Consider the following 13905-nt stretch of genomic DNA (forward strand, 5'->3'; position numbering starts at 1 on the left):
ATGCTCGCCCGGAGCCTCCGCGCCACGTCCGCAACGACCCTCCGCGCCCGGCGCCATGCCTGGTTCGACCCCGGGAAGGTCCGCACGCTCCGGCGCGACCTCGGCTTCGCCACCGGCGGACGGATCCTCGAACTGTCCGAGGCCATCGGCCGCGTCCCCGTCGATCTGCCCCGGCTCGCCGCCGAAGCGGGCGTGAAGCCACGCCACCTCTTCGCGCTCGCCCACAAGCTGAAGGCGGACCCGGCCCACGTCGTCACGGTCTTCGGAGGGACACTCCGGGCCGGCGGCGGCAAGACGGCACGTGCTCTGGTGAGCGTCGTGCGCCCCGTACTGGCGAACCGCTACCCGGAGTCCGCCGCCGATCCCCGGGCGAACGCCTGGATGGTGGCAGTGGCGGCCCGGTACGGCATCGGCTGGTACCAGCTCATGCACCCGATGATGGGGCTGGCCGTCGCACTCGCCGCCCGGCAGGGCACGGTGCCGGTCCACACGCAGGTGGACGATCTCACGCTCGCCGAGATCGTCGAGGCGTCCTCGTGGGAGTACGAGGCCGGGTACCGGTCCCTGGACCGCGGCCACGTGGCCGCCTGGCAGCGGCCCGCGGCCTCGAAGGCGCAGCCCTCCCGGGAAGAACACCGGGCACCCGCCCCGGACCCCAGGGCCGACGCCGCCGCTCGTGCCGTTCGCGCGACGCGCGAGGCCGCCGTGGTCGTCCAGACCGTCCTCGCCGACAGGGACGGCAGGGGCGGCTCGCCGGTCCCGCCGCGGCGCCGCGACGAGCTGGTCGAGGCCCTGGCCGGCCACCTCTTCGACCGCCCCGGTGACATCCCCGGGGCGACAACCCTCACCGTCCGGCTGCTCACGGATGACGCGGCCGCGGTCAGGGACGTCCGGGACGAGGCACCGGAGTTCGAGCCCGCCCTCTTCGACCGGCTGTGGACCAGCGCCCGGCGGCACGCCTCCGGGGACTCGCTCACCATCGCGCTCGACACGGCCCGCTCGATCGTCGGCCCGCTGCGACCCCTCCCGCCGACTATCGATCGCGACACCGACCCGTACCTCCGTCTCGCCCCCGAGGACCAGATCGTCCGCCGCATCGCCTACTACCTCCACACCCACCCCGGCGACACCCTCCACGCCCGGAACCTGGCGCGCGCCCTCGTGGACGCCCTGCCGTCCGCGCCGGTGGGGCTGCGCGGCGGCGCCAGGAAGAAGCCGAAGCGGGCCGCCGAGCCGCAGCCCGACGTCCGGACGGCGACCGAAACGGCGATGGAGACCGCTGAGCGGCCCGTCGCCGGTCCGTCCCGTACCCCCGATTCCGGCCCCTCCCGAGCTCCCGGCCGTGGTGGTTCCGCCGCGCTGTCCCGGGCCGAGACCGTGCGCCTGGCCGAGGACGCCTTCGCCCGGTGGAGCGCCACCGGCGCCGACGCCGGCTCCGTCCCCGGGCCCCGCGTCGTCTCCGGAGTCGCCGCCGCGCTCGAGTCGTACGCCCGCGTGCCCGGTGTCCCCGTCGACCCCGAGGTGGCGGCGTTCCTCATGACGCTCGCCGCGGCCGGCCGGTCACTGCCGTCCGCCGCCGTCGTCGCCGAGCTGGCCAGGAACCGGACCGTGCTGACCGCCGCCACCGGCTCCGCGGCCGCCTCGAAGGTCCTCACGGAGTTCCCGGCCCTCGCCTCCGTCCTGCGGCGGTACCCCCTGCTCCTCGACTGGTTCACCGACCCCGACCGGTCGTCGGGCCCCAGCATGCTCGGCGGGCACCGACCGCTGATGGAACTACTCCTCCAGAGCCCCGACCTGCTCGACCTCATCGAGAACGACGAACTCGTCCGCTATTTCCTGCCGATCTTCCCGGACTACGTGATCGCGGTGGGCGGCCGCGCCGACCTCGTCCGCGAGGACCTGTCCCACCCCTTCCGCATGGCCCGGTACGTCGTTCCGCACGTGCCCTCCCTGGCGCGGTACCTCCGCGCGGCGGACGAGCCCCGCAGGCGCAGGGCCATGACCGTGCTCGACGACAACCTCGACCTCGCCGCGGCCCTGCTCGAGCACCCCGGTGCCCTGGGCGACGACCAGGACGCGTGGGACACCTTCTTCGGCGACGACGCCGTCCTGGAGGAACTGCGCCGCAACCCCTGGCAGGCGCGCACCCTCCTGGCCGTACCCGGGCTCCTGGACGCGGTCCGGAACGAGCCGGCCATCCTCAGCGTCCTCTCCATGGACAGGGACCTGGCCGATGTCCTCGCGGAGACACCGGACCTGGCGCTCCGCATCGTCTCCTCACCGGTCCTCATGGGCTCCGCCTTCGGCAACCGTGACCTCGTCGCCGTCCTGTCCGCCACCCCCCACGCCTTCGACCACCTGCTCGGCCCGGAGCGGACCCGAGAGCTCGCCCAGGCGATGGTCACCGCCACCGCCCCGGCCACCGCGCCGGCACCGGTGTCCGCCACCGCCACCCCGCTGGCCCGGGTCCGTGCCCACCCCCTCGCCCGAGCCGCCTATCCCGACGCCCGCGACCTCGTCGTGCTCCTGGCCCGTGACCCCGATTTCACCCGCGCGCTCGCCGACCACCTCGACACGTTGCGCTTCCCGCACGAGCTGCGGCGGCTGATGAGGCCGGAGAACGTGCGGCTGCGCCGTGCCATGGGAGCCGGCACGCTGCCGCCCGGTCCCTCGCTGCGCCCCGCCCTCCGGCATGCCCCGCTGGCGGACGCGCTGCTCAGCCTCCCCGGCTTGGAGGAGCGGACGCGCGTGCTCGTCGCCGGGGCGCCCGGCAGCGACGAGGCGCTACTGCACGGGCCCGCCGCCGCGTTTCTCACGACACAGCCCACCCTGTCCCTCACGTTCCGCGCTGCGGTCGCCTTCAACCCGGGATATCTCGCCGCAACTGCCCGCGAAGCCCTGCTGCACCACGTCAGCGTCCGCGACCTCCCTCTGTTCAGGGCACTCCGCAGCAACCCGGACCTGCTGGAGGACCTCGTACGCGAGGACGGCGCGCTGATCCACCTCGTCCGGCGTTTCCCTGCCGTCGCCACCGCACTCGAAGACGAACCGTCGATCAGCCGTTACGCCGCCCGGCACGTCCCCGCCCTGAACCGGCTCGCCGAAGGAGCGGGCGGTGCCGACGCGGACACCGAAGGGGTCAAGCCGCAGCACCTGCGGAACCTCTTCGCCGACGAACGCCTCCTGGACCTGCTCTCCGTGGACGGGAACAGCGCCCTCGTCCACGCCCTGGGCGCGCACCCGGCCATCCTTCTCGCCGTCCTGCAACGCCCCGGCTTCGCGGACGCGCTGGCCACCGCGCCCGACCGGTTCCGCGGCCTCGTGTCCGACCCCGCCGCCCTGCTCGCCGAGGTGGAGGCGTCCGGGCCGATCGGCACGACGGAGGAGGGATGGCCCATGGACGAGGAGACCCTCGTCCTGCTGCACGATCTGGCGGGCCATCCCGAGGACGCCTGGGCAGCGGTGCAGGACACCCTGTCCGGCCTGGAGGACCCTCAGCAGCAATCCCGGATGACCCGGGACATGCGGCGCCTGTTCGACGCCCTGGACGAGAACCCCGCCCTGCGGGAGACCTTCGACGCCTCTCGCGCCCTGCGTCACATGCTGATGATGAACAACGAGCTGCTCGACGCCCTGCTGCGAAGGCCACGACTCGCGGCGCTGTTGGCCGGCTCGGTCGACGCCCGTATCCTCGTCGGCCGTAACGAGGACTTCACCCGGGCCCTGGCCACCAACGGGAAGCTCGCCCTGGCGTTCCTCACCGACACCGCCTTCCGCGTCCAGCTCCTCGCAAGCCCCGACATCGTGACCCTGGCGGCAGGCAACCGCCAGACGTGGCGCATGAAGACGAACGGCGACGTGGACGACCTGATCGCACAGGTCCCGTACGCCGCCACCGTCATCTGGGCCGACGAGAGCCTCTCCGAGGCGGTCTACACGAACAGGGCCCTGCGGGACGCCCTCCGTGACGGCGAGGAGCTCGTCGCCGCCCTCAACACCCTCGTGGGAGGGGAGCCCGGCGTCCCCGGGAACGACGAGCGGTTCGACGAGGTCGTCGCGGTCATGCTCAGCGGCCAGGAGGTGTCCACCCGGGCCCTGGTCCGCCACCCGGCTTCGGTGGACGTCCTCACCGCCGCGCCCGCCTTCGCCCGCGCCCTCGCCGCGCACCCCGGCACGCTCCGCTCCGAGGAGGAGTACGCGGCCCTCCTCGGTCACCCCACCCTGCCCAGCCTGCTCGACGCACACCCCGCCGCGGCGGAACTCGTGCTCGCCGACCGCGAGCTGACGCTCCTCGCCCTCACCTGCCCGGACCTCGTCACCGCGGTCGCCACCGTCGACGGCTTCGCCGCCCTCCTGGAGCGCGGCAGCGGCGCGGTGCCGCTCCTCCGCGCGCACGGCGGCCTCGTCAGGGAGATCCTCGCCCGACCCGACATCGTCCCCACCCTGCGTGGACGCCCCGCCCTGATCACGGCCCTCCTCCTCGCCCCCACCCTGATCGCGCAGCTGGCCGCGCAGCCGGATCTGTGGTCGCTCCTGCGCACCGTCCGTCTCCTCGTCGAGGACGCGTCGACAGGCTCCGCGCTCTGGCGGTTCCTCGTCTCCCAGCCGGGTGTCGTGGAGGCGGTCATCCGACGCCCGGCACTCCTGCGCCGGATCCGCAACCGCCCCGGCCTCATGACCTCGCTCCCCGCGATCCCGCTGTCGCGGGAGCAGGCATCCCGCCTCTACGCGAACACCGCGCTGACCGGCGCCCTCGACGTCCGGCCGCGAGCCGCGCGGCTCGTCCTCGGCGACCCGGACCTGCTCGCGTACGCCCTGGAGACTCCGGGGTTCGCGGAAGCCCTGAACGAGCTGGCCGGCCGCGTCCGCCCGTTCCGGCAGGCCGTCGAGGGCGGACCGGCCGTTCTCCGCGCGGCGGTCGAGCGCCGCCTCACGGACCCGGCCACGCCCGCCCCGCGCCCCGCCGCGACCACGACCACGACCACGGGGGAGTCCCGCCTCGCCGCCGCACCCGAGGCGGATCAGGGCGGCGCCCCCGCCGACGTACCCCCCTCACCCACCCCCGGGGACGACCCCGACGCCGCGACCGAACTCTCCGAGTGGGCGGCGCGGAACCCCGAGGCCGCCGAAGCCCTCGCCACCCACCCCGAGCTGTCCGTCCTGCTCACCCACGCCCTCGGCGTCTTCGACGACGTCCAGCGGCACGCCGGGGACCTCCCAGCGCTCTCCTTCACCCGCTTCGCCCAGTCCTCCAACCTCACGTGGCGGTTCGAGGCCGACTTCCAGGAGTACCTGGACTCGCTGGACGCGGCCCTCACTCCGGCCGGCTACCAGGCGCTCAAGGACGCGGTCCGCCCGGTGTGGCGGGAACTGGAAGCCGCGCACCGGGCGGAGGAGGACTGGCGACGGGCGGCCGTACGGGCCCGGCTCGCCGCATTCTCCCCGGTCGACCGCTCCACCTGGACCTTCAGCGGTCGGCAGACGTTCGCCAACGGGGAGCGCCCCGAACGGTTCGCGCACGGTACGGACGAACTGAGGGCCCTGGCCGACGGCGTCGGCGTCCGCGAGAACACCGTCCGGATCAACGTCCCCCTGCACGGCCACCTGAACGGCGGCTCAGGCGGCGTCTCGTTCGTCTACACGCTGAACCCGGAGGACGGCCGGGTCGACCTGCTCGTGTACGGGCGGAGCTGGCGGCGCGACGACCGGAACCGCTACAAGTGGGACGGTCACCGCGGGATGGTGTCCGGGCCGCTCCCGGTCGAGTTCGTCGAGGACGATCCCCGGCTCGTCCGCTCCCGGGACGCCGTCCGGCGGCTGCGGGAGCCCGGCGGGGTCGACGCGCTTCTCGGGCCGGCGGCCGTCCCGCCGGCGGAGACACCGGACGGCTTCGACGCCGAGCGGTTCGACGCCGCGTGGCGGGCTGTCGTGGCCCGCTCCGGCCGGACGACCGTGAACGCGGCCGTCGACGAGGCGCGGCGGCTGATCTCCGACCACCGGAGGCTGCCGCTCACCATCGGACGCGACCGGGACCCCTTCGCGGCGCTGGCCCCCGAGGACCAAGCGGTGCGGCGGCTCGCCCACCGGCTGCTCACCACACCGGAGGAGGAGGGTGGTGCGGACCGGTTTGTCCGGTTGTTGGTCGCGGCCCTGCCGCCGGAGCCGGTACGGCTGGTCGGCGGCGCCAAGAAGCGGAAGAAGGCGGCCGCTCCGGCGGCGGGCGAGGGCGCTTCGACCTCTGGCGCGGTATCGGCTGTCACTTCCGCCTCGGGATCGACAGCCGTCGGGACGCGTGGCCGCCCGTCGGCGCCCCTGGACGCCCCGCGCCAGCGGTGGACCGCTCCCGAGCTCGACGCTCTCGCGGCGGCAGCAGTCGAGCAGTGGCGCCGAGAGAACTCGAGCACCCCTCTCTACCGCCTGACCGATCCGACGGCGGCGCGCGACCTCGTCGCCGGTTCCCTGCGTCGGTACGCCGAGGAATCCGGCACCGGGACGGGCCCGGCCCCGACCGACACCGTTCCGATCGGCACCGACCTTGCCCGGTTCCTGGTCGCCCTTGTCGCGGGAGGCGAGCAGCGCCGGCCGAAGCCCGGCACGATCCAGGCCCTACGCCGGAACCGGCCCGTCCTGGACGCGGTGTCCGTCCACGCACCCGTGGCCGTTCTCGCCGCCCGTCATCCCGGATTCGTGGAACGGCTCGCCGCCCACCCGGCCGTACTGGAGGAGCTGACCGGTGTCCGGGGTGTCCGCTCCGCCCAGATCCTCCTCCGCCATCCCACGCACACTGCCACCCTGTTCGGCAATCCCGTACTGCTGCGCGCCATCGAGGAAGACCCCGCCCTGCGGAGGAGCGTGCTCAGCAGTATCGAGACCGTGACGCCCCTGAAGGGCCGAGTCGACCTGCTCAGTGCCGTCCTCGGCCCCGGCTCGTTCTGGTCCGCGCAGGCCGTCACGGAATCCGCCTCCCTCGCGGAGTTCCTGACCGAGGCACCCGACTGGGTGAGGGTCGTGGGCATCCTCAACAGCTACCCCAACCTCGCCCTCGCCCTCGGTGACCACGCCGAAGCGGTGGCCGACGACGAGTCGTGGGGAGACGGCACGTCCGGTACGGACGGCTACCGCCGGCTCTTCGACGACCGGGAGCTCCTCAAAGCGATCTACCGGAACCCCCACCAGCTCAGCACCCTTCTCACCGTCCCGGACCTCCTCGGCTCGGCCGCGCGAAACCCCGCGCTGCTCGACCTGCTGGCAACGGACCCCGTCCTCTCCCAGGTTCTCGCCACCACCCCCGACGTGGCGTCCGTCGTCATGCGGTCGGCAACGCTCCGCGAAGCCGCCTTCGGCAACCCCGCGCTCGCGACGGTGCTGGCCGCGACCCCTGACGCCTTCGACGAACTGATCGACGATGAGCCCGCCCTGCGCGCAGCGCTGGCCTCCGCCTCGACCGCCCCGCCCACCCCGGCCCCGCCCACCCCGGCCACCCAGCCGAAGGGCGCCATCCCGCGTGCCCTCGCGCATCCGCTCGTCCGCGCCGCCTACCCGCAGCCGCGCCCCTTCGTGGCGGCGCTCCTCGCGGATCCCGACTTCGCCCAGGCCCTGGTCGACGGCGTGCTGGACGCGCTCCGGTACCCCCACGAGCTGCACGCCCTGATGGACGAGGACGCCGAAGACCTCCGGGACCGCCTCAAGGAGCCGGAAAGCCCGATGCCGGCGGTCCTGCGGATCGCGCTGGGCCGCCCGTACCTCCACCGCTGGCTCGCTCAGAGCCCGCACCTGGCCCGTGACCTCGCGCAGTTCCTCCGTCGTCATCCCGACGCGGTCAACGCCCTCCAGCGGAACTACGCCCTCGCCGTCGTCGCGATCCGGGCGCCCCAGATCCTCATCGCGATCGGCGACACGCCCGGCCTGTGGGACCACCTGTCGGACCATGACCTCCTCGTCGACGCGCTAGCCAGGGACTCGGGGCTGCCTGTGCTCCTGAAGCACGTCCCGGACGTCCTGCCCCGCCTGATGGCCGAAGACCAGGCCCTGCTCCGGCTCATCGCCTGCTTCCGCAACGTCTCCGGCGCGCTCGAAGCAGAGCAGGACACCCTCGATCACATCGACGCCCATGCCGGGCTCCTGCACACCCTGGCGACGGTCGCGAGGGAGACCGGAGCACCGCCGGACCTGATCAGCAGCGACCAATGGACCCAGCTCCTCGGCGACCAGGAACTCCTGACGGCCCTGTTCCGGCCGGAGGCCGCCCGGCTCCTCCGGCACCTTGCCGCCCACCCCGACATCCTGGTGGCGGGACTGGTGCGGCCCGCGTTCCGGGAGACCCTCCTCACCGATCCCGCCCGCTTCGACTCCGGCCTGGACGATCCGGTGGTGCTGCGCGCCCTGGTGCAGGGATTGGGCGATCCGGTCGTCACCGAGGAGGGCTGGAAGCTCACCCCGGGCGTCCGCGCCATCATGGAGGTCCTTCTCCAGCCGCTCGACCAGGCTCGTGCGACGATCGAGGCCCTCCGGCCCGGCCCGGACGGGCTCGACGAGCGGCCCGCCCAGCTCGCCCATCTGGAAGCCGTCCACGAGGCCTACGGCAAGGTGCCGGCACTCCGTGCGGCGGTCACCGAATCCACCGAACTGTGCTACCTGCTCAGCCAGAACACCGAACTCCCGGCCACCCTCATGAAGCGGCCGGCCCTGCTCGACCTGCTCCGCACGTCGCGGACCGCGCGCGCGTCCGTCGAGACCCACACCGAATTCACCGCCGCGCTGCGGGTCAACGGCGCGCTCTATCACGCCTTCCTCACGGACGCGCTGGCCCGCGAGATGATCGCCCGCAGCCCGGCCAATCGGAGCGCGATGGCCCAGAACCGTCACCTCTGGCGGTTCCTCACGGCCCCTCGCATCAAGCAGATGTTCTCCTACCTCGAAGCGTCTGCGACCGTCGTCGCACAGAGCGAACCCCTCGCACACGCTCTGCTCGTCACCGGCACGGCGTATCCGATCCTGAAGGACGCGAACGCCCTCTTCAGCGCTCTGGAGGACGTCCTCCTCTCGGAGGACGCCGACCGGCAGGACCGGTTCGATCCGACCGTCCGCGCACTCCTCGGGGTCGGCGGCACCGGACTGCTCCGGCTCGCCGTCCGCAGACCCGAACTGGTGGAGCTCCTCGTGGACCAACCGGAGTTGGCCGAGGCGCTGGCCACGACGACGGCGTCCCTGTCCGAGGAGCGAGCGGACGCGCTCTTCGCGAACCCCGCCCTCGTCGCCGGGCTGTCCCGCTCGGCGACGGTGACCCGGCAGGTCCTGGAGAGCCCCGACCTGCTCACGGCTGTCCTGGAACACCCCCGCCTGCTCGACGCCCTCCTCGACGTGGAGGGGCTGTCCACGCTCGTGGACCGCAACACCGCCGTCCCCGGGCTCCTGCGCCGCCACCCGGCCGTCGTCGACGCGATCACGGCCCACGCCGACGTCGTGCCCACCCTCCGGGGCCGCCCCACCCTCGTCACCGCCCTGCTCCGCGACCCTGAACTCGTCGCCCAGCTCTCCTCGCGGCCCACCCTGTGGAGACTGCTCCGCGAACACCGCGTCCTCGTCGACGAGGCCGCCGACCGTACCGAGCTGTGGGAGGCGCTGGTCACGCGACCCGGTGTCGTGGACGCCGTCCTGCGGACCCCTCGCGTCCTGCGCTGGTTCCGCCGCCGCCGTTCGCTGTGGCAGGCGCTCACCGACACCGGAGCCGTCCTCAGCTCCGAACAGGCCGAGGCGCTCTTCGGCGATCCGGAGCTGTCGGGCGCACTCGCCCGGGAACCCGGAACCGCCCGACTGCTGTTCGGCGACCCGGCGCTCCTCGCGTCGGTCGTGACCTCACCGGAGTTCGTCCGCGGCGTCGTCCTCCTCGAACGGCGCGGCCGGCTCGGCTCCGCCACGGCGGCAGGCCCGGACGCCCTGCGCGAGGCGGTCACCGGGGCGGTGACCGACGCCGAATCCTCCGGCGCGCCCAACCGCGCCCCCGCACCCGACACCCGGACGGACACCACCCCCGGATCCGCCCGGCAGCCCGACACACCCACGGCCACGCCGGACTCCACGACCACGACCGAGAGCGTCCCCGACGACCCCGCGCCCCCCGCCGGCTGGAGCCCCGAGGTCGGCGTGCTCGCCCGGCACGCGTCCGATGTCCTCGAAGCCCTGGAGGAGCGGCCCGAGGACGCAGACGCCTTCGCGTTCGCCACCTTCGCCGGGACCGTCGGGCTGACCTGGAACTTCGAACGGGACTTCCAGGAGTACCTCGACTCCCTCGACGCCGCCGGACTGACCACCGACGGCTACCGGGCCGTCAAGGAGGCCGTCCGCGAAGTGTGGCGCCGCATGGACGAGGCCCACCGCGCGGACACGGCCGCCCGCCTCTCCGCCGTCCGCGCGCGGCTGCGCTCCGTCTCCGCCGTCGATCCCGCCACCTGGACACTCAGCCACCGGCTCCTGTACGCGAACGGCGAGACACCGGACCGATTCGCCGGCTCCGAGGACGTCCTGCGGCGCCTCGCCGAGGGAACGGGTGTCCGGGAGAACGAGGTGCGCCTCAACACCGCCCTCCACGGCCACCTCGACGGCGGCTCGGGCGGCGTCTCCTTCGCGTACGTGCTCAACCCCGCCGACGGCCTCGTGGACACGGTCGTCTACGGGCGCAGCACGCGGCGCGACGACCAGAACCGCTACAAGTGGGACGGCCACGGCGGCATGGTGTCCGGGCCGCTCCCGATCGAGCTCATCGACGACGAACCCGTGCTGACCGCCTCCCACGACGCCCTCCGCCGCCTGCGCGGCGGCGAGGCCGCCGACACCCCCGTGCCGTCCGTGCCCGAGCGCACCGGCCGTACCGTCGTCTTCGATCCGCTTCGCTTCGAGCGGTCCTGGCAGGCTGTCACCGCCCGCTCCGCGCGGTCCGCCGTGGACGAGGCCGTCCGGCGGGCCCGGCGGCTCGTCGCACGGTGGCGGGGCCTCCCTCCCGTCATCGACGCGAACCGCACGGCCTTCACGGAACTGCCGCCCGAGGAACGGGTGGTGCGACGGGTCGCCCACCGGCTGCTCACCACGGCAGAGGAGGAAGGCGTGGTGGAGGAGTTCGCCCGCGCGCTCGTGGACCTCCTCCCGCCCGGCCGGGTACGGCTCCGGGGCGGCGCCCGGGACGAGCACGCCGGCGGTGCCGCGCGCGGCCGGTCCACGGCCCCGAGCACCGAGCAGGAAACCGGTCGGGCAACCGACCCGCGCCCCGGACCCTCACGGGGGACGGACGTGCCGGCGGGCGACCCCCAGGAGCTCGTCGAGGCCGCCTACGAGGAGTGGGCGCGGCGCGTCCCGGAGGCCGTACCCGACTCCGCCGACGGCCGTGAACTGTTGCTGACTGACGTCACCGGCCAGATCGCCCGCGCCATGGCCCGGCCGTCCGCGCCGCCCCGTGACCTCCGGTTCGACACCCGGCTCGCCGCGCTGCTCCTGACCCTCCACACGCACACCGGCGGGACCCCGCCCCGCACGTCCACGCTCGTCGCGCTCTCCGCCCACCCGGCCCTCCTCGACGCGGCGATCGGATCCGGCCCGCTCGCTGCCGCCCTGACCGGCCACGACGGGCTCGCGGACGCCCTCGGCGCCCGGCCCGCGCTCACCGAGGCCCTCGGCGACCCCGGCTTGGCCCCCCTGCTCCCCGGCCTCTTCTCGGACCTGCGCGCCCTCCGGGTGCTGCTCGCCCGCCCCGACCTCCTCGACGCGCTCGACTCCGACCACGACCTACTCCACGACGTCCTCACCTTCCCCCGCGCGGTCCCGGTCCTCGGCGGCCGTCCCGAGCTGCTCCGGGTGTTCCTGGCCGGGGCCAGGACGTCGTTCGTCGGCGCCCTCCTCGACACCACCCCTGCCTTCGCCGCCCACCTGGGCGGCCTCCTCGGCCGCGACGACGCCGTCGAGGCGGTCGGGCGCACCGTCACCGCCCTGCTGAGCGACCCCGACCTGCAAGTGGCGCTGATCGAGCACCCGGACGCCGTGGCGCGCGCGGGCGCGTTCCGCCGGCTCGTCACCGACGGCCGTCTCCTCGACGCCCTGCGCCGCCACCCCGCGCAGACGAAGACAGTCCTGGCCGTCCCGGGCATGCTGGAGGCCGCGCACCAGGACCCCGCCGTCCTCACCACCCTTGCGGGCGACAGCGCCCTCGCCGACGTCCTCGTCGACCTCCCCGCCCTCGGCGCGGTGCTGGCCGCCTCGCCCCGGCTCCTCGCCGCCGCCTTCGGTCGGCCCGCACTCGCGGCCCTCCTCTCCCACCGGCCCGCCGCCTACGACCAGCTCCTCGCGACGGGCGACGAGACCGCTCTGGAGGAGGCCCTCCGCTCCGCCCGGGCACCCCGGCCGACGCCCCCGTCCCCGCCCGGTCCCGGACTCGCGTCCGACCCCGCTTCCACGAGCCGGTACTCCCGCCTCGGTGCCCACCCCGTCCTCCTCGCGGCGCTGAACGGGCGGAACGACCTCTTCGACACCCTCCTCGACGACCCCCGCCTCGCCGCGATCCTGGTGGACACGCCCGGCCTGCTGACCGCCCCGCACGAGTACCGCCGCCTTCTCGGCGCCTCCGGCGCGCGTCTGCGCTCCGCGCTGCCCGAGCACACCGACGACCTGCTCGTCCCCGGCCTCCTGAGCGCGCTGCTGCGCCACCCGCGGAGCACCGCGGGCCTCCTCTCCCAGGACGGGGCCCTGCGTCGCGCCGCCGACCTGCTCCGTCGCCACCCCGGCCTCGCCGACACGACGGGTCGCGGTGGCGGACTCCTCACCTCGATCATCGCCCACGGCGCAGCGTACGAACTCGGGTCCGCCCTCGCGCCCTTCACCGACGCCGTCCAACGGGACGCCCGCCTGCTCGCGCTCTTCCACAGCGACGCCTTCCTCGTCCGCCTCCTCCAGGACAGTCCCCGTGCCGTCGCCGCGCTCACCGCGGGGGACTCGGCTCTCGTGGACCTCGCCACCGCCTTCACGGGAGTCACCGAAGCCCTGCGGGAGCACCCGGACACCCTCCCGTCCGGCGGGCGGCACGCGGGTGTTCTCAAGGCCCTGGCCGGCGCGGCACGGCTCCGTGCCGGAGCCCCCGTCCGGACCCGGGGCCGGACTCCGGGGCACTGGGCGCGCTTCCTCGGCGACGATGCCCTGCTCACGGCGCTTGCCTCCCCCCGCGCCGCCGGGCTGCTCGCCCTTCTCGCCACCGACGACGAGGTGTTCACCGCCCTGCTCGAACGGCCCGCCGCCACGGAGCTCGTCGGCCGTCACCTTCGCCGGTTCACCGATCACCTGGCCGACCGGGCCGCGCTCCTCAGGGAGATCCGCGCCGCAGGGGAGCCGACCCTGACGGAGTACGGGGGCGACCTGCCGGCCGACGTCCGCGCGCGGACGAACCTCCTCGCGCGCCCGCTGGAGGCCGCGCGGGCACTCCTCACCGACTCGGCCTCTGGGGCCTTCGTCCCTGAGGCCTCCGGCCACAGTGACCTGCGCTCCCGTCTCGAAGCCCTCCACCGCGCCTACCGCGAGGTCGAGGGGCTGCGCGAGGCCGTGGCGAACGACCGGGGGCTGCTCCACCTCCTCAGCGCCGACCGGGAACTGACGACCACCCTCCGGCACCGTCCGGCCCTGCTCGGCGTCCTCATGGACCCCACGCGGGACGCCCGGCGGGCACTCCACCTCAACCCGGAACTGACCGTCGCGCTCCGCCTCAACGGCCCCCTCTTCCACGCCTTCGTCCATGACGCGTCCCTCGTGGAGGCACTGGCGGGCGACCCCGTCCGGGGCCGCCAGGTCGCCCGTAACCGCGCTCTCTTCCGGGTCTGGGGCTCGCCCCGACTCGCCGGGCTCCTCACCCACGGAAGCCCCCTCGAACGCCTC

The 13905-nt window shown here is 74.4% G+C and carries 1 protein-coding gene (only partly in view); it reads left to right on the forward strand.

Translation table 11 applies throughout. From position 1 onward, the window contains the following. Nucleotides 1–13905: the 5' end (the start) of a hypothetical protein gene (locus ACFW1I_RS11455; RefSeq protein WP_384668890.1), read on the forward strand. The gene runs 23634 nt beyond the window's last position; 13905 of the gene's 37539 nt are visible here — the first part of the coding sequence; the start codon lies at nucleotides 1–3; its stop codon lies off the right edge, out of view.

The organism is Streptomyces sp. NPDC058955 (assembly GCF_042741435.1).
GTDB lineage: Bacteria > Actinomycetota > Actinomycetes > Streptomycetales > Streptomycetaceae > Streptomyces.